The following is a 20222-nucleotide window of genomic DNA, read 5'->3' as shown; positions in this document are numbered from 1 at the left end:
GAGGCAGTTTCGCACACCATCCGCGAGTCCGGGCGTCCGTGCCCGACCGCCCCACCATCAAGCGCGCGACGGCTGCCGACAGGCCCGGCGCGCGCGCGGAGAATCTATAATGACAACGCGCATGCTGATCGACGCACGCCACCGGGAAGAGACCCGGATCGCAGTCGTCAAGGGTAACCGGATCGAGGAATTCGATTTCGAGAGTGCCGAACGCAAGCAGCTCAAGGGCAATATCTACCTCGCCAAGGTCACGCGGGTCGAGCCGTCGCTCCAGGCGGCGTTCATCGATTACGGCGGCAATCGCCACGGCTTCCTCGCATTCAGCGAGATCCACCCCGATTACTACCAGATCCCCAAGGAAGATCGCGACGCGCTGCTCCGTGAAGAAGCAGAGCACGCCGCCGAGGAGGCAGCACTTCGCGCCGACTACGACTCGGACGACGAAGAGGGTGACGACGAGGACGACATCGAGCGCTTCGAGGACGATGGCGGGGTAGATCCCGACGTCGCCGAGGAGCTCGAAGGCGGCGAAGCGGGTGAAGCCCCCCGTCGCAAGCGCAAGCCGAGCGCCGACGATGCCGCGGTCGAGGACCTGCGCGAGCGCCGCATGAACCTGCGCCGCCGCTACAAGATCCAGGACGTGATCCATCGCCGCCAGGTGCTGCTCGTCCAGGTCGTCAAGGAGGAGCGCGGCAACAAGGGCGCGGCGCTGACCACGTACCTGAGCCTCGCTGGTCGCTACTGCGTGCTGATGCCGAACACGTCGCACGGCGGCGGCATCTCGCGAAAGATTTCGAACGCCGGCGATCGCAAGCGCCTCAAGACGATCATGGCCGACATGCAGTTGCCGCCGTCGATGGGCTGCATCGTTCGCACCGCGGGCCTCCAGCGCTCGAAGGTCGAGATCAAGCGCGACTTCGATTACCTCGCCCGCCTGTGGGACGGCATCCGCGAAGCCACGCTCAAGGCGTCGGCCCCCGCGCTCGTCTACGGCGACAGCGACCTGATCAAGCGCGCGATCCGTGACATCTACAACAAGGAAATCGAAGAGGTCATCGTCGAGGGCGAGGACGGTTATCGCCAGGCGCGCGAGTTCATGCGCCTGCTGATGCCGACGCATGCCCGCCGCATCAAGCATTATGCCGATCCCGTGCCGCTCTTCCAGCGCGCCGGCGTCGAGGATCAGCTTGCCGCGATGTACCACCCCGTCGTCCAGCTGAAGTCGGGCGGCTACCTCGTCATCAACCCGACCGAGGCGCTCGTCTCGATCGACATCAACTCCGGCCGGTCGACGCGCGAGCATTCGATCGAGCAGACCGCGACCGCGACCAACCTCGAGGCAGCCCAGGAAATCGGCCGCCAGCTCCGCCTGCGCGACATGGCCGGGCTCGTCGTCATCGACTTCATCGACATGGATAACAATTCCAACGTCCGTAAGGTCGAGAAGGCGATGAAGGAGGCGCTCAAGAACGATCGCGCGCGCATCCAGATCGGCCGCATCTCGTCGTTCGGCCTGATGGAAATGAGCCGCCAGCGCCTCCGCACCGGCGTGCTCGAAGCCTCGACCCGCGCCTGCCCGCATTGCGAGGGCACCGGCCTGGTCCGCACCGCATCGTCGTCGGGTATTTCCGCACTTCGCCTGATCGAAGACGAGGCCGCCCGCGGTCGCGGTTCGCTGCTCACCCTGCGCGCGAGCCAGGAAGCCGCGGTCTACATCCTCAACCGCAAGCGTGCCGACATCGCCGAGATCGAGGATCGCTACGGCGTGATCGTCGAGATCATCCCCGGCCAGGACGAGGAAGGCGCGCACATGACGGTCGAGGCCAGCGGCCCGCCGCCTGCGCACGCGCCGAAGTTCGTCCAGATCATCGAGGAAGACGAGGACGACCTCCCCGAGGAGATCGAGGACGAGATCGAGGAAGAGGAAGTCGAGGAAGCCGAAGCCGAGCAGCCGCGCCGTCGCGAGCCGCGCGAAGGCAATGGCGAGCAGCGTGCTCCCCGTGAGGCTCGCGATGCGGACGGTGAAGGCGGCAAGAAGCGCCGCCGTCGCCGCGGTCGTCGCGGTCGTGCACGTCCCGGTGAGGAAGGTGCCGCAGAGGGCGTCAACGAGGACGGTACGTTCGAGGACGCCGACACCAACGTCGAGGAAATAGACGAGGTCGAGGGCGACATCGTCGAAGTCGGCGGTGGCGAAATGGTCTCGGCTGGTGCGCCATCCGAGCAGGCCAATGGCGCAGAGGGCGAAGGTCGTCGTCGTCGCGGTCGTCGGGGACGTCGTGGCGGTCGCCGCAACGAGCAGGGCGCCGAGAACGGCCAGTCGGTCGCCGTCAGCAGCGTCGACGACGCCCAGCTGATCGCCGAGGCGCCTGAGCCGGAAGCGTATGAGCCGGTCGAGTCGACCTATGCCGAGCCGCCTTACGAACCGGCGTTGGAACCAGTGGTCGAAGAAACCCCGGTCGCGGAAGTCGCCGAGGGTCCGAAGATGCGCCGTCGTCCGCGTGCCCGTGCGGCAGCCGCAGCGGCGAACATCGCCGAGGCGGTCGCCGCTGCAGCCCCCAAGGCTCGCCGTGGTCGCAAGCCACGCGCGGTCGAAGCGGACGCCGAGACGGTTGCACCGGAACCCGTGGTTCCGGCGCCGATCGCTCCGGAGCCCGTCGCGGCCGAGCCCGCTGCACCCAAGACCGGTCGTCGCCGTCGCGAGGCGGTTGCGGAGGCGACGATGGACGAGGTGAGCGCAACGCCCGCCGAGACCATCGAAGCGTCGGCGCCGAAGCCCAAGCGTGCGCGTCGCAAGGCGTCGGACGCAGTGGTCGAAGCCCCGGCGGTTGAAGCGCCGGTCGTCGAGGAAGCGCCCGCCAAGGTCGCCAAGCCCCGCGGTCGTCCACGGAAAGCAGCCGTGGTCGATGCCGGCGATGCCGCCCCGACCAGCGAGCCCCTCGCCGTGCCGATCGCAACCACCCCGCCCAAGGCCGAAGTCCAGCCCCAGGACGTCGCGACCTCGGACACCAACGACGGCGCCAACGACGACCCCGACGGCGCCCCCCGCCGCGGCTGGTGGCAGCGCACCTTCGGCTAAACCTGGACGCTGAGACCAAAGAACGGGCGCGACCGAAAGGCCGCGCCCGTTTTTGTTTGTGGGGAAGCGCCGAAGCTACCGGTGAAACGCTCCATCCGACAAAAGTATGTTTCCCCGCCAAGGCGGGGACCCAGACTGGGCACCCGCCTTCGCGGGTGAACAAGCCACGCGGGCGGTACGAGGTTTGAGTTCCAGCGCCTTTGTGAAACACGCCGAACTCGCCCCACCCACCACCACCCCGGCGAAGGCTGGGGCCCAATTGGAAAGGTGGCAATAACGAAGCGCCACCCTCAGTTAGCCCGGTCCCCCAATTGGACCCCGGCCTCCGCCGGGGTGGTAGTTATCTAGCGGAACTATCTCGAACGCGCCGTCGACACCCCAAACCAAAACCCGTCACCCCAGCGAAAGCTGGGGTATCCCACATGGCACGCGACACCCGCCAAACGGGGAGATCCCAGCTTTCGCTGGGATGACGGTGGGAGAGAAACAAGCACGACACGCCCCCAGCAACCCATAATGCCCCTCTCAAACCTCTGTCCTACACACCCAAACCCTGCTCCCCTCCCCCACACTCCCCGCACCCCCGCAAAACCGCTCCCAGCGTCTGCACTTCCTATACTTCACTCCACCGCACGCCCGACCGCACGACCATTGCCCCCCCGCCCCCAATCGACGATACCCCGTAATATGAAGCGCCTAGTAGCCGCCGCAGCCACCGCCCTCCTCCTCTGGACGACGCCCCTCCAGGCCCAGTCGATCCTCCGCGACGCCGAGACCGAAACCATGTTCGCGGAGATGTCGAACCCGCTAATCAAGGCGGCCGGACTTTCGACGCGCGACGTGAAGGTCGTCCTCATCAACGACGAATCGATCAACGCGTTCGTCGCCGGCGGGCAGACCGTCTATGTCCACTCAGGGCTCATCCAGGCCGCCGACAACGCCAACGAAGTCCAGGGCGTCATCGCGCACGAACTCGGCCACATCGCCGACGGCCACGTCGTCCTCGCCGATCGCGGCACCAAGCCGGCAATGGGCATGTACCTGCTCTCGATGGTCCTCGGCCTCGCCGCGATGGCGGCCGGCAGCGGCGAGGCAGGTGCCGGCATCATGGCGGCAGGCCAGCAGGCGGCGATGGGCAGCTACCTCTCGTTCAGCCGCGTCCAGGAATCGACCGCAGACGCGACCGGCGCAAAATTCCTCCGCGAGGCCAACGTCTCCGGCCGTGGCATGCTCAGCTTCTTCAAGAAATTGCAGCAGCAGGAATACCGCTTCGGCACCGCCAACATCGATCCCTTCATGCAATCGCACCCCCTGTCCGGGGAACGCGTCGCGACGCTCACCGCCGACCTGCAAGCCTCGCCCGCCTGGGCCAACAAACCCGACGCCGCGCTGGAGGAACGCTTCCGCCGCGTGAAGGCCAAGCTTGCCGGCTACGTCATGCCCGCCGACCAGACGCTGCAAGCCTACCCGCCCAGCAACCAGTCGATCTACGCGCACTACGCCCGCGCCTACGCGTATCACAAAGCCGGCTACCCCGACAAAGCCGACGCCGAAGCCAACGCGCTGGTAAAGGCCGAGCCCACCGATCCGTATTTCCTCGAGATCAAGGGGCAGATTTTGCTCGAAGCCGGCAAGCCGACCGAGTCGCTGGTCCCTCTACGCGAAGCCACGGAGGGTTCTCGCAACAATCCGCTGATCGCCACCACCTTCGGCCACGCGCTGATCGCGACCGAGAACAAGGCGAACTACCCCGAGGCGACCAGGGTCCTGCGCACCGCAGTAGGCCGCGACGACCAGAACCCGTTCGCCTGGATGCAGCTCGGCACCGTCTACGAACTGACCGGGGATACCGCACGCGCCGCGCTCGCCACCGCCGAGCGCGCCAGCATGGGCGGCGACATGCGGACCGCGTCGGCGAGCGCGCAATATGCGCTGGCGAACATCCCGGCGAACACTACCGACTGGATCCGCGCGCAGGATATCGCGATGGCCGCGCAGAACGAGATGGACGACAATCCCAAGCAGTATAAGCGCCGCAAATGAGCAAACTTACATTCCCGGCCATTGCGATTGTCGGCGCCGTCCTCGGAGGCCTCGCGGTCTGGGGCTATGATCGCCAGGGCGGCGGCGTGGAGCGCGCGCAGGTCGAGGCAATCGTCCACGATTACGTGTTGGCGCACCCCGAGATCCTCCCCGAGGCGATGGAGAAACTGCGCGACCGCGAGTCGGGCAAGACGGTCACCGCCAACCGCGACGCGATCGTCACGCCGTTCGGCAGCGCCTGGGCCGGCAACCCCAGGGGCGACGTCACGCTCGTCGAGTATTTCGATTACAATTGCGGATATTGCCGCGCGAGCCTGCCGATGATCGCCAAGCTGATCGCCGCCGACCCGAAAGTCCGCGTCGTCTTCCGCGAACTCCCGATCCTCAGCGCCGAAAGCCGCATCGCCGCCCGCGCCAGCCTCGCCGCCGCGCAACAAGGCAAGTTCGCCACCTTCCACGACGCACTCTACGCCGGCGGCCCCGTCAGCGACGCCTCGATCGCCGCGGCAGCGGGGAAAGCCGGAGTCGACACGACGCAGGCGAACTTCACCAAGACCGCCGACGCCGAGATCGCCAAAAACATGGAAACCGCCGCCAAACTCGGCATGACCGGTACGCCAAGCTGGGTGGTCGGCGACCGGGTCCTGTCTGGCGCACTGCCGCTCGAAGACCTCCAGAAAGCCGTGGCAGCCGCCCGCGCCGGTTGACGCTCCTCTCCTTGTTTCCCCGCGAAGGCGGGGACCCAGTCTGGGCTCCCGCCTTCGCGGGAGAACAAGAAGGGGAGGGAAGACCTATCATTCACGTCCCACCACCCCCATCTTCCCCTCACAAAAAGGGGTGCCAATGACCGAACCGATCCTGTCCATCGCGGGCGTCACCAAGACCTACAAGAGCGGCACCACTGCCCTCCACCCAGTCGACCTAGACATTCAAAAAGGCGAGATCTTCGCCCTCCTCGGCCCCAACGGCGCGGGCAAGACGACGCTGATCAGCATAATCTGCGGTATCGTCACGCCGTCCGCCGGGACGATCAAGGTCGCCGGCTACGACGCGATCCGCGATTACAAGCAGGCGCGCAGCCGCATCGGCCTCGTGCCGCAGGAACTGAACGTCGACATGTTCGAGACGGTGCTCGCCACCGTCACCTTCAGCCGCCGCCTGTTCGGCCGCTCGGGGCATAGCGCGTACATCGAACAGGTACTCCGCGACCTCTCGCTCTGGGACAAGCGCGACGCGAAGATCCGCGAACTCTCCGGCGGGATGAAACGCCGCGTGCTGATCGCCAAGGCGCTCGCGCACGAACCCGAGATCCTGTTCCTCGACGAACCCACCGCGGGCGTCGACGTCGCATTGCGCCGCGACATGTGGAAGCTCGTCCACCGCCTGCGCGAAGGCGGCACGACGATCATCCTGACGACGCATTACATCGAGGAAGCCGAGGAAATGGCCGACCGCGTCGGCGTCATCAACAAGGGTAAGCTGCTGCTTGTCGACGACAAGGCGTCGCTGATGAAGAAGCTCGGCAAGCGCGAACTCGACATCGCGCTCCAGGACCCGATGATGGCGATCCCCCCGGAACTCGTCGACTGGGACCTGTCGCTGGAAGACGATGGCAAGCGCCTCCGCTACGTGTTCGACGCGCAGGCCGATCACACCGGCATCCCGTCGTTGCTGCGCAAACTCGGTGAACTCGGCATCGGCTTCAAGGATCTCGAAACCAGCAAGTCGAGCCTCGAAGACATCTTCGTCGATCTCGTCGGAGAACGCGCATGACCCCCTCGCTGATCAACACTCACGGCATCTGGGCGATCTATCGCTTCGAAATGGCGCGCGCGCTGCGCACTCTGTGGCAGAGCCTCGTCACCCCGGTCCTAACGACGTCACTCTACTTCATCGTCTTCGGCGGTGCGATCGGCAGCCGCATGCAGCAGGTCGGCGGCGTCGGCTATGGCAGCTTCATCGTTCCCGGCCTGATCATGCTGTCGCTGCTCACGCAGAGCATCTCGAACGCGTCGATCGGCATTTACTTCCCCAAATTCACCGGCACGATCTACGAGCTGTTGTCGGCGCCCGTCTCGGCAATGGAGATGGTGATCGGCTATGTCGGCGCAGCGACCACCAAGTCGGTGATCCTCGGGCTGATCATCCTCGCCACCGCCTCGTTCTTCGTGCCGCTCCGCATCGAACACCCGTTCGCGATGATCGCGTTCCTGATCCTCACGGCCGTGGCGTTCAGCCTGTTCGGGTTCATCATCGGCGTGTGGGCCAACGGCTTCGAGCAGTTGAACTTCGTCCCCGCGCTGCTGATCACGCCGCTGACGTTCCTCGGCGGCGCGTTCTACTCGATCGACATGCTGCCCCAGCCGTGGCGGACGTTCAGCCTGTTCAACCCGGTCGTCTACCTGGTCAGCGGCTTCCGCTGGAGCTTCTTCGGGCAGGGTGATGTCGCGGTGGGAGTGAGCCTAGCCGTGACGGCGGGCTTCCTGGCGGTGTGCCTGATCGCGATCGCGTGGATCTTCAAAACCGGCTGGCGAATGAAGAACTAACCGAAGAACCATGTTTCCCCGCGAAGGCGGGGACCCAGTCTGGGCTCCTGCCTTCGCGGGAGAACAAGCTTCTTACCTCATCACCGGCAACGTAATCCGCGATCCCGCGCAGACCTTCTGCGTCGCCTTCACGTAATCCGCCGCTTTTGCCCGCCCGATGTTCGGCACGAACGACTGCGGGTTGCCGTCGATCATCGGGAACCAGCTCGACTGCACCTGCACCATGATCCGGTGCCCCGCCTTGAACACATGGTCGTGGTCGCGCAGCGGCACGTCCCACGCGACCACCTTGCCCGGCACGAGAGGCTGCGGTGCCGTATCGCTCGCCAGGAAGCGCCCGCGCCGCACCTCCATCGCGATCGGCAGCTGATACCCGTTGAGCGTCCGGGCATAGTCGCCCGGCTGCAGGCTACGCCCCGTCATCGGCTCGGTATCGTCGGCCAGCACATCGATCAGCTTCACCACGAAATCGCTGTCCGTCCCGCTGGTCGACGCCTGCAACGTCGCCGACAGCGCCCCCGTCACGGTCAGGTCCGTGGTCAACGGCTCCGACACATACCCCAGCACATCGGGCCGGTGGTCAACGAACCGCTGGTCGTCCGCTTCCCACCACGCCCAATCCGGGCTGGCATAGGTCGCCGACATCGGCCGCCGGCGGAACGGCACCGGGTTCGCCGGATCGGATACGTAATCGCGACATCCCTCGCTAACGGCCGGCGCGGTGAACGACAGGCTGCCGTCCGCGTGCAGATACAGTTCGGTCGCCTTCGTGCCCGTCGGAGGCCAGGCCGCATAGGTCTTCCACACGTTCGACCCCGACTGGAACATCTTCGCCGCAAAGTCCGGCCGCGGCCCCTTGCCGTGCAGCCAGTACGCGAAGAACGGCGCCTGGATCTGCTCCTGGAATTGCGTGCCGCTCGCCGTGCCGAGCGGGATCGGCCCGAGGTGATCCGCCACACCCTGCCACCCGCCATGCCGCCAAGGCCCCGCCACGATCTGCGCCAGATGGTTCGGATCGTTGCGCTTCTGCTTGGCGTAAATCTGCCACGAGCCCCAAGGATCCTCCTGATCCCAGAACCCCGCAACGTTCAGCGTCGGCACGGTCGTCTTGCCAAGCGAATCGGTCCAGCGCTGCGCGGTATAGAATGCGTCGTGATTGGGATGATCGAGCAGCGCCGTGAACATCGGCACACGCCCCTTGAACACGGTCCGGTCGATCGCCTCCGCCGAGCCCGCCTTGAGGAAATAATCGTAGGTATCGCTCGGATAGGCGAAGTCGGAATTCTTCGTCTTGTCGAGTTGCAGCGACGACACCCAGTCGGTCGCATAGCTCAACCGCAGCGCGCCGTTGCGGTGCAGGTCGTCCGACTGCCAGTAGTCGATCCACGCCGCCTGTGGGGAAACCGCCTTCAGCGCCGGATGCGGGTTCGCCAGCGCCACTGCGGCAGCGAACCCTGGGTATGACACGCCCCACATGCCGACCTTGCCATTGTTGGCGGGGATATTCTTCACCAGCCAGCCGACGGTGTCGTACGCATCCGTCGCCTCATCGACCGCTTTGGGATCGCCGGGGTGGACCGCAGTCGACAGCGTGAACACCCCGTCCGACTTGAACCGCCCGCGCATCGACTGGAACACGAACACATAGCCATCCTTCATCAACGGCGCGAAGCGATCGGCGGTGGGAAACGGCGCGTCGGGCACGCCGTAGGGCGTTCGCTGGAGCAAAATTGGCAGCGGCCCGGTGATTCCGCGCGGCCGCATGATCACCGTCTGCAACTTCGCGCCGTCACGCATCGGCACCATCACCTCTTCGAAGGTGAACGGCGACTGGGTCACGGTTTGCGGCGCGGTCTGCGCGAGCGTGGCGGCCGGCACGGCTGCGGTGATGGCAAGCGCGAGCAGGAGGGCGTGACGCGACATGGAATTTCCCTTCGTGGACCGTGCAACGATTGGACGAACCCACGCGCGCGAAGTCAAGCCGCGCGCCATGCTCCAGTCAGCGCCGGTCGCAATGCCAGCGAATTGAGATCGATCAGCGCGTGCAGCAGCATCGCCAGCCACAGTTCGCCGGTCATCAGATACACCGCCGCCATCAGCGCGCCGACCAGCGTGGTCGCGATCACGCCCGCCCGCCCCTGATACAGATGCATAGCGCCGAACGCCGCCACGGCGACGCCGAACGCGACGAACGCGTTGCCCGATACGAGCGCGACCAGCAGCGGCAGGAACAGGCGGAAGGCGAGCTCTTCCGAGATGCCCGCCGCGATCGACATGGCGGCGGCGTGTACGATCTCCGGCCGGTTGCGCGGGAGCAGCGAGCCGACATTGCCGATCGTCTTGAGGATCCGCCAGTTGCCCCGAGTCGCGAGCACCGCGCCGACGATCAGGCCACCGAATGCACTGCCGCCGATCATGCCGAGCAGTTCCGCACGGCTGTCGCCTTCGAAGCTAGGGAGGAGCGTGCGGAGGGTGTCGAACTCGGGCGGCACCGTGAGGAGCGCGTCGAGGCGTCCGAGTAGCGTGAGTCCGATCACCGCCGGCAGGACGAAGCCGATTGCGGCCTTGGCGATCCACAGGCGGTAGGTCTTCTGGCGCGATGCTGTGTCGGAGCGGCGCTTGATCCGGCGGTAGCCGAGCAGGTCGCCCTTGAGGAACCAGACAAGGCTCATGATCGTGACGAGGAGGAGGACGTTGGGCAGGATCATGCCGACACTTCGCCCTTCCTGCGTTCCACCGCTTGGCCCTTATGTTCTCCCGCGAAGGCGGGAGCCCAGTCTGGGTCCCCGCCTTCGCGGGGACACATGGTTGGCTGGTTCACCACCCTCACCCAGCGTTCCACCCCGGCGAACGCCGGGGCCCAGTTGGGGGACGTTGCCGACTACGGACAACGCTCCGTTACTCCGACCTTTCCACCTGGGCCCCGGCCTCCGCCGGGGAGGTGCTGAGCTGCCGGTCAGAGAGTAGCCGATCAATCAGTCCGATGCTCACCCTTAACCCAACGCACCGTCCCCGAAGACGCCCGCATCACCACGCTCTCGGTGGTCATCTTGCCCTTCTTCCGCTTCACGCCAGCCAGCAAAGAGCCATCCGTAACCCCGGTCGCCGCAAAGATGCAGTCGCCCTTCGCCAGTTCCGAAAGGTCATACTGCTTGTCGAGATCCGTAATCCCCCACTTCGCCGCACGCCCACGCTCGTCGTCGTTGCGGAACAGCAACCGCCCCTTGAACTGCCCGCCGACGCAACGCAGCGCCGCACACGCCAGCACGCCCTCGGGCGCGCCGCCGGAGCCCATGTACACGTCGACCGTGGTCTCTGGATCCGACGTGGCGATCACGCCGGCAACGTCGCCGTCACCGATCAGCATGATCCCGCAGCCGACTTTCCGGAGCTCGGCGATCAGCGCCTCGTGACGCGGCCGGTCGAGCACGCACACGATCAGGTCGCGCGCCGGCACGCCCTTGGCAGCGGCGACCGCGTTGATGTTCTCGGTCGGCGTCTTGTCGAGATCGATGATTCCCTCGGGATAGCCCGGCCCGACCGCGATCTTGTCCATGTAGACGTCGGGCGCGTTGAGCAGCCCGCCCTCTTCGGCTATCGCCAGCACGGCGAGGCTGTTCGGCCCCGCGGTCGCGCAGATCGTCGTGCCTTCGAGCGGATCGAGCGCGATGTCGATCTTCGGGCCCTTGCCGATCGCCGAGCCGACCTTCTCGCCGATGAACAGCATCGGGGCCTCGTCGCGCTCGCCCTCGCCGATCACGACGGTGCCGTCCATGTACAACGAGTTGAGCGCCTCGCGCATCGCCTCGACCGCGGCCGCATCCGCCGCCTTCTCGTCACCACGACCGACGAGCGTGGACGCGGCGATCGCCGCAGCTTCGGTCACGCGGACCATTTCGAGGACGAGAACGCGGTCGAGAACCTGGCTGGCGGCAGCGGTCAAAATATTTCTCCTCGGTATGTTTCGTCCCGGATAGGCAGCGTCCGCGTCGTTGTCGACCCGACACGAGCCTCGCCGGGACGAGACGTGGGAGACGAGACGTGGGGCGCGCGCCGTCAGTCCCGCAGCAGGTCGTTGATGCTGGTCTTCGAGCGGGTCTGCGCATCCACGCGCTTGACGATCACCGCGCAGTACAACGCCGGCTTGCCGTCACCACCACCGATCGAGCCCGGTACGACGACAGAATAGGGCGGCACTTCGCCCTTGAACACTTCGCCGGTCGCGCGGTCGATGATCTTGGTCGAGGCGCCCAGATACACGCCCATCGACAGCACCGCGCCCTCGCCGACGCGCACACCCTCGGCGACTTCCGCACGCGCGCCGATGAAGGCGCCGTCACCGATGATAACCGGATCCGCCTGCAACGGCTCGAGCACGCCGCCGATGCCGGCACCGCCCGACAGATGCACGTTCTTGCCGATCTGCGCGCACGACCCGACCGTCGCCCACGCATCGACCATCGTTCCCTCGCCGACATACGCGCCGATGTTGACGAAGCTCGGCATCAGGATCGCACCCTTGGCGATGAAGCTCCCGCGCCGCGCGACCGCGCCCGGCACGACGCGAATGCCAGCCGAGCGGAACTCGGCTTCACCCCAGCCTGCGAACTTCGACGGCACCTTGTCGAACCCCGGAGCGCCCGCCGAACCGCCGTCGATCACGACGTTGTCGTTGAGCCGGAACGACAGCAGCACCGCCTTCTTGAGCCACTGGTTGACCTGCCAGCCGTCAGCGGTCGGCTCCGCAACACGCGCGGTGCCGGCATCCAGCATCGCCAGCGCGGACTCGACGGCATCGCGTACTTCGCCCTTGGTATCGAGCCCGAGGTTCGCGCGGTTGTCCCAGGCGGCGTCGATGATGGTCTGCAAGGTCATGATGTCTCCAGGATGGTTTCGAGCCATGGCGCAAGCACCGGCACGGTAAAATCGATGTGATCGCGCGCCGCGTCGGGCGACTGCTCGGAGCCGTTGTCGATCCACACGGTCGTCATCCCAATCGCCTTGGCGGGCGTCAGGTTGCGCGCCATGTCGTCGGCGAACAGCGACTCCCGCGGATCGATGTCGAACGCCGAGCAGAACCCCGCATAGGCCGACGCATGCGGCTTCGGCATCAGGTTCATCGCGTGGATGTCGTGAATCGCCTCGAAGCTCTCGCTCAACCCGAGCCGCTCCAGTATCCGCGTAGCATACGGCGTGTCGCCGTTGGTAAAGACGAGCTTTCGCCCCGGCAGCTTGGCGATAGCGGCGACCAGCGGCGCGTCATGCTCGATCACGTCCATCTCGATGTCGTGGACATGCGCCAGGAACGCGTGCGGATCGACATGATGCTCGGCCATCAGCCCCGACAGCGTCGTGCCGTGGTTGTGGAAATACCCCTTCTGCACGCGCCGCGCCTCGTCATGCTCCAACCCCAGCAGCTCCTGGATGAACCCGGTCATCCGCGCGTCGACCTGCGCGAACAGGTCCGCGCTCGCCGGGTACAGCGTGTTGTCGAGATCGAAGATCCAGTTGCGGACATGGTCGAGGCGGGGATCAAGGCGGACAGGCATCGATCGAAACCTCTAAGCAGAGCGTCGCTAGACGACAAGCAGGCTCTGTCCCCGGCGCGGTCCAAGCCGATGTTTACGATCGCTCAACGCTTTCAATTCCAGTACGTTATCAAGACCACAAAGGGGTGACGTTCATGTACGGCGTAAGAGCTGGCCTATTGCGGTCGGCGGCATTGGGGACGACGGTCCTGGTCGCGGCGTGCGGCGGCGGCGGCGGCGGCGGCATCAACAGCACCCCGACCCCACCAGCAGCACCGTCTCCGACGCCAACTCCAGCCCCTGCGCCGACGCCAACCCCTGCTCCCACGCCTACGCCGACTCCCACGCCGGCACCTTCGACAAACGACACTGCCGAATATCGTGCGACCGTCGGTGCCGTCTCGATGAACGCGCTCGCCGCCTATAACGTCGGCGCGACTGGCAGGGGCGTCAACGTCGGCGTGATCGACAGCGGCATCGACCTGCAGAGCCAGGAGTTCGGCTCCCGCGTCTCCTCGGCATCGCAGGATGTCGCCGGCAACAGCACGATCGACGACGAAGGCGGCCACGGCACCGCGGTCGCGTTCACGCTCGCGGGACGGCGAAACGGCGCGGGCTCGCACGGCGTGGCGTTCGACGCGACGCTGATCGTCCTGCGCGCCGACCGGCCGGGCACCTGCGCCACCGCCAGCAAGGATGACGAGGATACGGGCTGCAAATTTCCGACCGACGCGATAACCCGCGGCCTCGATGCGGCACGCACGGCGGGTGCGAAGGTCGTCAACATCTCGCTCGGCGGCTCCGACATGCCGCAAAGCCTCAAGGACGCGATCGGCCGCGCGACCGCCGCTGGCCTCGCCGTCGTGATCGCCGCGGGCAATGACGGTTCGGTCAACCCCGACCCCTTCACCAACGTCGCCAGCGAGGCACAAGCGCGCAACCAGGTGATCATCGCCGGTTCGGTCGGGTCCACCGACGGCATCTCTACGTTCAGCGACCGGGCGGGCACCGGCGCCGCGCACTTCCTCACCGCGGTAGGCGAAAGCGTCCGTGCGCCCGACGCGACCGATACCCCTTATCTCTGGTCGGGCACCTCTTTCGCTGCGCCACAGATTTCGGGCGCGATCGCGTTGCTGGCACAGGCTTTCCCCAATCTCACGGGCGCGCAGATCGTCGATATCCTGTTCAAGAGCGCGCGCGATGTCGGCGCCCCCGGACTCGACGCGGTCTATGGCAACGGCGTGCTCGACCTGACGCGCGCGTTCCAACCGCTCGGCGGAACCACCGTGGCTGGCTCGAAAGCGGTCGTCTCGACGACGGGCAATGCCACCCTGTCCGCGCCGATGGGTGACGCCGCGCAGGGCGAACTCGGCGCGGTGATCCTCGACGGCTACAGCCGCGCGTTCGCGATCGACCTCGCCAAGACGATCGCGCGTCGCAGCCCGGAACGCTCCCTGGGCGGCGCGCTCCAGTCGCGATTCCGCACCGTCGCGCTGGCGCAGGGGGGCATGACCGTCGCGATGACGCTCGCTCCGCGGGCCAACGGCGACATCGCGCTCGATCGCACCTCGCTCTCTACCGCCGACGCGACCAGCGCGCGCGCGATCGCCGGGATGGTGACGCAGAAGCTCGGCAGCACATTGTCGTTCGGGTTCGGCTTCGCGCAAGGATCGGCCGCGCTGAGCGCACAACTCTCGGGCCAGTCCGAACCCGCCTTCCTGATCGCCAACGCTGGCGGCATGGGCTTCGACAGCACCACGAGAGCGTCGAGCGCGATGCGGCAGAGCTTCGGTGGATTCGGGGTCACCGCGGGTATCGAGAATGGCGACGTCCTGACGCAGCGTGACGGCGACCTCCGCCTGCGCGACCGCTGGCAACGCTCAGGCTACAACCGCGTCTCGCTGGCAGTCGATCGACGCTTCGGCGCGCTGTCGACGATGGTCGCCGCGACGCGGATGGACGAGCGCGATACCGTCCTCGGCGCGCGCTTCGCCGCGGCGCTCGGCGCGACCCGCGCCGCAACGTGGTTCGTGGATACCAAGGCGCGGTTCGATGCCGGCGCTGGCTGGAGCATCGGCGGATCGATGCGCCAGGGCTGGACCCACGCGGCGGTGCGCGGCGGACTCGGCGGCGACGGTCTCGTCCGCACCAACGCCTTCGCCGCCGACATCGGCAAGGACGGCGTGTTCGCCCACGACAGCATCGGCCTCCGCATCGCGCAACCGTTGCGCGTTGCCCGCGGCGGCATCGACCTCGGCCTCCCGACCTATTACGATTACACGTCCGGTACCGTCACCAACTGGACCAGCGAACGCCTCAACCTCGCCCCGCGAGGCCGCGAACTCGACGTCGAACTCCGCTACGGCGTCCCCGCATTCGGCGGTGGCCTAGACACCAACCTGTTCTTCCGCCGCGACCCCGGTAACTTCGCGGCGCTCCCGAACGACTACGGCATGGCGATGCGATATAGTCTGGGCTTCTAACTCTCCCCTCCCCGGAAGGGAGGGGTGTAGAGGTCAGCCGAACAAACCATTTGGCGCAATCACTGGATAAGCTACCGTTCGGTACCTATCTCTGCCGCATGACACGCTATTCCCTGCTCGATCTGGTCCCCGTCATCGAAGGCGGCACCGTCTCCCAATCGCTCGCCAACGCGGCCGACCTCGCGAGGCACGCCGAGAGCGTCGGGTTCCAGCGCTACTGGGTCGCCGAACACCACGGCATGACCGGCATCGCGTCGGCCGCGACCGCCGTCGTGATCGCGCACATCGCCGCCGCCACCAAGACCATCCGCGTAGGCTCGGGCGGCATCATGCTTCCCAACCACGCGCCGCTGACGATCGCCGAGCAGTTCGGTACGCTCGACGCGCTGTTCCCAGGCCGCATCGATCTCGGCCTCGGCCGCGCACCCGGCTCCGACCAGCGCGTCGCGCGCGCCATGCGCCGCACGCTCGAAACCGACGCCAACGCGTTCCCGCAGGACGTGATGGAGCTCCAGAGCTACTTCGCCAATGACGGCCAGACCGGCATCGTCGCGACGCCGGGCGCAGGCGCGGACGTCGAGATGTGGATCCTCGGCTCCAGCACGTTCGGCGCGCAGCTGGCGGCGGCGCTGGGCCTGCCCTACGCGTTCGCCTCGCACTTTGCGCCCGATGCGCTGGATGCCGCGCTGGCGGTCTACCGCCGCGACTTCCGCCCCTCGGCGTGGCTTGCCAAGCCGCACGTCATGGCCGGCTTCAACGTGTTTGCGGCCGAGACCGACGCGGAAGCCGAACTGCTCGCCACCTCGCAGCAACAGTCGTTCGTCGCGCTTCGCACCGGCAACCCCGGCCTGATGAAGCCGCCGCTCGCCGGCTACCGCGAGTCGCTCGGCGCGCAGGGCAACCAGATCCTCGACCACGTCCTGCAATGCTCGGCGGTCGGCAGCCCGGCCAAAGTCGCGCGCGGCATCGCGGCGTTCGTCGAGCGGACCGGCGTCGACGAGGTCATGGTGACCAGCGCGATCTACGACCACGAGGCCCGCAAGCGGAGCCTGTCGATCACCGCAGACGTGATGCAGGAATTGAAGATCGCTGCGTAGGTAGGCGCCACCGCTCCCGCTTAAGACACCACCCCGGCGAAGGCCGGGGCCCAATTGGGGGACGGTGGTAACGGAGGGCAGCACATCGTTACTGCGACCTCTCCAATTGGACCCCAGCCTCCGCCGGGGTGGTGCATCCCGGCGGGTCGCGCCCTATTCCCCCGCCCATTCCTTCAGCAGCGTATACGCAATCGCATAGGGCGGCGGCGCCACGAACGGCCCCTCCTCCCCCCGCAGCACCGCACGCACCATCTCGCGCGGCACCCACATCGCATCCTCGAGCTCGTTCACATCGAGCGTGATCGCATCGTCCTCCGCCTCCGCGACGCACGCCATCATCAGCGACGACGGAAACGGCCAGGGCTGGCTCGCGACATACCGGACCTTGCCGACCCGAACCCCCGACTCCTCGAGAATCTCGCGCGCGACGGCTTCCTCGATCGACTCGGCCGGCTCGACGAAACCGGCGAGCGCGGAATACCGCCCCGCCGGCCATCCCTTGCCGCGCCCGAGCAGCGCACGCCCGTCATGCTCGGCGATCATGATCACCACCGGATCGACGCGCGGGAAATGCTCGGTCCCGCAGTTCGGGCATTTCCGTGCCCACCCCGCCCGGAACGGCTCGGTCGGCGATCCGCATTTCGCGCAGAAGCCGTGCCGGACATGCCAGTCGATCACACTCCGCGCACCCGCGTACGTAGCCGCCTCACCCGGCGCGAGCGCAGCCAGCACCGCCATCAGCGCGGGCGAGCGCATCGCCGGCGCATTGTCGACGCGCATCCCGTTCAGCAGCGCCGCGAAATGCGGCCTTCCGCTCTCGTCGAGCCCAAGCAGGATCGGCTCGGCATCCTCGGGCATATCCGCCATCGACGTCCAGGCAAGATGCCCGTCGTCGGTCGTGCCCGGCAGCAGCCCATCAAGCACCAGCAACCGCGCACGCCAGTCGCGCTGCGCCGCCGCCAGCCCTTCGGGATCGTGCCGCAAAGCATCCGACCGGTCGAGCATCCCGCCGGTAAACCCAGGTGCCTCCATCACGCTCATCGGCGCAACCTCGCCGCATCCTGCATCAACGCCGCGACCACCTGCTCCCGCAGCGGAATGCGGTCCGCGGGGAAGTAGTTGACCATCACATTGCCGCGCGACCGCTTGAGCGGATCGACCCACGCGATCGTCCCCGCCGCGCCGCCCCAGGCATAGGTGCCCTTGCCCGGCCCGTTCGGCGTCGTGGCCAGCACCACCGATCCGCCCGCGCCGAAGCCCATGTTGCTACCCTTCGTGCCACCGGTACCACCGCTCACGCCGCCATAGGTCACCCCCGCCGGCAACAGGTTCGACGTCGCCAGCGCGATCGTCTCGGGCTTCATCACGCGCACGCCCTCGAGCGTGCCGCCGTCCTGGATCATGTGCAGGAACCGGTCATAATCGCGCGCCGACATCACCAGGCCCGCACCGCCATACGGGAAGCTCGGCTTCTGCAGGAACACCGACGTCGCCGCCGGATCGAGCGGCGTCCGCGTGTCGCCGACAAACGCATAGTTGGTCGCCAGCCGGCCGACCTCGCTCTGCGGGACCTGCCAAAAACTCGACCGCATCTTCAGCGGATCGAACAGCCGCGTCTGCACGAACCGTTCGAAGCTCATGCCGCTGGCGACCTCGATCACGCGGCCCATCACGTCGAGCCCGATCGAATAGCTCCACTTGGTGCCCGGCTCTGCGATCAGCGGCAGCGTCGCGACGCGGTTGGCGAACTCCTCCAGCGATTTCGGCCGGACGGGCCGCATCTTCTCTTCCATCGCCGCGCTGACCGACAGCGGCAGGATACCAAGCCGCTCATATTCCTTGAGCAGCGGCCCTTTGGTGACGATCGTGTAGCCGAGCCCGGCGGTATGCGTCAGCAGGTTGCGGATCGTAATCGGCCGCGTCGCCGGGCGCGTGGCAAGCGACGTGTCGGGGCTGGTCGCGACCTTCATGTCCTTGAACGCGGGGATGTATTTGCTGACCGGATCGTCGAGGTTAAGCTTGCCGTCCTCGACGAGCATCATCGCCGACATGCCGGTGATCGGCTTGGACATCGAATAGACGCGCCACAGCGAATCGGGGCCGGCGGCGGGCGCGTTCGGGTCGTCGCTGATCTTACCCGCGGACGGGAACAGCGTGGGACCATCGCCAGCACCAAACGCGCCGACGATCCCGGGCATCTTGTCCTGCGCGACATAGCTGTCGAACAGCGCAGACGTGGCAGGCAGCAATGCGTTGACAGGGATCGTCATCCGCGGCGTCGGCCGAGCCTGCGGGCTCACCTGCGGACGCGGCTGCGCCTGCTGGGCATAGACCGTGGCGGCAGCCAATGCGGCAAGTCCGCCAGTCGAAATCCAGTGCACCAGTTTCATGCAGCTCTCCGTATGGTCTTGCCGGCCTTGGCGAAAACGGTCGGGAGCCCGGCGGTATCCAGCTCGTCGATCGGCCACCATTCGCTTGCCGTTGGAACGCGCGGTTGATGCGCCTCGACCGTCGCCACCGCAAGCGTCAGTTGCAGATCGAAATGGGTAAATCCGTGTGCGACGGTCGCGTCCAGTATCCGCCAATCCGCCTGCGCCGGTGCATCCTCGAAACCGGGGGGAACATCATCCCAAGGTCCGGTCGGAAACGCGCGCATCCCGCCCAGCAAACCTTTGTCCGGCCGCCGCACCAGCAACACCTGCCCATCGCGCTCCAGCCAGAAGATCGTCCCGTAGCGCTGAGGCTTGGCCGCCTTCTTCGCCTTCACCGGCAACCGCTCGGGCGCGCCCCGCGCAAAGCCTTCGCAAAACTCACGGATCGGACACAGCAAACATTTCGGCGCGCGCGACGTGCAGATCCCGGACCCCAGATCCATCATCGCCTGCGCGAAATCCCCCGCCCGAACGTCCGGCGTGATCGAGTCCGCCGCGACCCGAATCGCAGGCCGCGCCGCCGGCAAGGGCGTCTGAATCGCAAACAGCCGCGCAATTACTCGCTCGACATTCGCATCGACCACCACCGCGCGCTCGCCAAACGCGATCGCCGCGACCGCCGCGGCCGTATAAGCGCCCAGCCCCGGCAACGCGCGCAGCTCCACCTCGGTCCGCGGGAACACGCCGCCATGCTCGGCGACCACGGCCTTCGCCGCCTTCACCAGATTGCGCGCCCGAGCGTAATAGCCAAGCCCTGCCCAGGCCGCCATGACATCGGCATCGTCCGCCGCCGCCAGACTCGCGAAGTCCGGCCACCGCGCGGTCCACGCGAGGAACCGCGGCGTCACCGCCGCCACCGTCGTCTGCTGCAACATCACTTCCGACAGCCACACCCGGTACGGATCGACCGCCTCGCCCGGCTTCGCGCGCCACGGCAGGTCGCGACGATGCGCGTCATACCAGTCGAGCAGGGCCCCGGAGACCGAAGAGCGCTTGGCGTTCACGCGTCGCCTATGG

Annotated in this window: 15 protein-coding genes; 7 read left to right on the top strand and 8 right to left on the bottom strand. The window is 66.8% G+C overall.

Going from position 1 to position 20222, the window contains the following annotated elements:
* Positions 1 to 121: 121 nt before the first annotated feature.
* The 5 genes from C8J45_RS10735 (at position 122) to C8J45_RS10715 (ending at position 7665) form a co-directional block, all read left to right on the top strand.
* Positions 122 to 3076, top strand: a complete 2955-nt coding sequence (locus C8J45_RS10735) for a ribonuclease E/G (protein ID WP_107963213.1) — start codon at positions 122 to 124, stop codon at positions 3074 to 3076.
* A gap of 687 nt (positions 3077 to 3763) precedes the next feature.
* On the top strand, positions 3764 to 5119 hold the full coding sequence (locus C8J45_RS10730; protein ID WP_107963212.1) for a M48 family metalloprotease: 1356 nt from the start codon (positions 3764 to 3766) through the stop codon (positions 5117 to 5119).
* On the top strand, positions 5116 to 5826 hold the full coding sequence (locus tag C8J45_RS10725) for a DsbA family protein (protein ID WP_107963211.1): 711 nt from the start codon (positions 5116 to 5118) through the stop codon (positions 5824 to 5826). Before C8J45_RS10730 ends, C8J45_RS10725 begins: the two co-directional genes overlap by 4 nt.
* Before the next feature lie 136 nt (positions 5827 to 5962).
* Entirely contained in the window at positions 5963 to 6892 is a 930-nt protein-coding gene (locus C8J45_RS10720) for an ABC transporter ATP-binding protein (protein ID WP_107963210.1), read from the top strand.
* A complete protein-coding gene (locus C8J45_RS10715; RefSeq protein ID WP_107963209.1) occupies positions 6889 to 7665 on the top strand; it encodes an ABC transporter permease in 777 nt (258 codons plus the stop codon). The genes C8J45_RS10720 and C8J45_RS10715 overlap by 4 nt, the downstream gene beginning before the upstream one ends.
* A 72-nt stretch (positions 7666 to 7737) precedes the next feature.
* On the opposite strand, the gene C8J45_RS10710 is transcribed toward C8J45_RS10715, so the two are convergent.
* The 5 genes from C8J45_RS10710 to C8J45_RS10690 form a co-directional block, all read right to left on the bottom strand.
* Positions 7738 to 9588 carry a CocE/NonD family hydrolase gene (locus C8J45_RS10710; RefSeq protein WP_107963300.1) on the bottom strand — a complete coding sequence of 617 codons (1851 nt, stop codon included), beginning with the start codon at positions 9586 to 9588 and terminating at the stop codon, positions 7738 to 7740.
* A gap of 53 nt (positions 9589 to 9641) precedes the next feature.
* Positions 9642 to 10373, bottom strand: coding sequence for a CPBP family intramembrane glutamic endopeptidase (locus C8J45_RS10705; protein ID WP_107963208.1), 732 nt, complete (start codon positions 10371 to 10373; stop codon positions 9642 to 9644).
* A 263-nt stretch (positions 10374 to 10636) separates the two neighbouring features.
* Complete coding sequence (gene glpX, locus C8J45_RS10700) at positions 10637 to 11608, bottom strand: class II fructose-bisphosphatase (protein ID WP_107963207.1); 972 nt, start codon at positions 11606 to 11608, stop codon at positions 10637 to 10639.
* Between the two features lie 113 nt (positions 11609 to 11721).
* On the bottom strand, positions 11722 to 12540 hold the full coding sequence (gene dapD, locus C8J45_RS10695; protein WP_107963206.1) for a 2,3,4,5-tetrahydropyridine-2,6-dicarboxylate N-succinyltransferase: 819 nt from the start codon (positions 12538 to 12540) through the stop codon (positions 11722 to 11724).
* A complete protein-coding gene (locus C8J45_RS10690) occupies positions 12537 to 13214 on the bottom strand; it encodes a pyrimidine 5'-nucleotidase (RefSeq protein ID WP_107963205.1) in 678 nt (225 codons plus the stop codon). The genes dapD and C8J45_RS10690 overlap by 4 nt, the downstream gene beginning before the upstream one ends.
* A 383-nt stretch (positions 13215 to 13597) precedes the next feature.
* On the opposite strand from C8J45_RS10690, the gene C8J45_RS10685 reads away from it, so the two are divergent.
* On the top strand, positions 13598 to 15676 hold the full coding sequence (locus C8J45_RS10685; protein ID WP_258191406.1) for a S8 family peptidase: 2079 nt from the start codon (positions 13598 to 13600) through the stop codon (positions 15674 to 15676).
* Positions 15677 to 15774: 98 nt separating this feature from the next.
* Positions 15775 to 16773, top strand: coding sequence for an LLM class flavin-dependent oxidoreductase (locus C8J45_RS10680; protein WP_107963204.1), 999 nt, complete (start codon positions 15775 to 15777; stop codon positions 16771 to 16773).
* Positions 16774 to 16926: 153 nt separating this feature from the next.
* Here the strand turns inward: C8J45_RS10680 and nudC are convergent, their stop codons facing one another.
* Genes nudC through C8J45_RS10665 form a run of 3 tightly spaced genes read right to left on the bottom strand, consistent with a single transcriptional unit; the run spans position 16927 to position 20176 of the window.
* A complete protein-coding gene (gene nudC / locus C8J45_RS10675) occupies positions 16927 to 17805 on the bottom strand; it encodes an NAD(+) diphosphatase (protein ID WP_107963298.1) in 879 nt (292 codons plus the stop codon).
* Between the two features lie 5 nt (positions 17806 to 17810).
* Complete coding sequence (locus C8J45_RS10670) at positions 17811 to 19163, bottom strand: serine hydrolase (protein ID WP_107963203.1); 1353 nt, start codon at positions 19161 to 19163, stop codon at positions 17811 to 17813.
* Positions 19160 to 20176 carry an A/G-specific adenine glycosylase gene (locus tag C8J45_RS10665; protein WP_107963297.1) on the bottom strand — a complete coding sequence of 339 codons (1017 nt, stop codon included), beginning with the start codon at positions 20174 to 20176 and terminating at the stop codon, positions 19160 to 19162. The genes C8J45_RS10670 and C8J45_RS10665 overlap by 4 nt, the downstream gene beginning before the upstream one ends.
* Positions 20177 to 20222: the final 46 nt, after the last annotated feature.

The organism is Sphingomonas sp. PP-CE-3G-477 (genome assembly GCF_003050745.1).
Classification (GTDB): Bacteria; Pseudomonadota; Alphaproteobacteria; order Sphingomonadales; family Sphingomonadaceae; genus Sphingomonas.
This window is presented reverse-complemented; position numbering and strand designations above follow the sequence as displayed.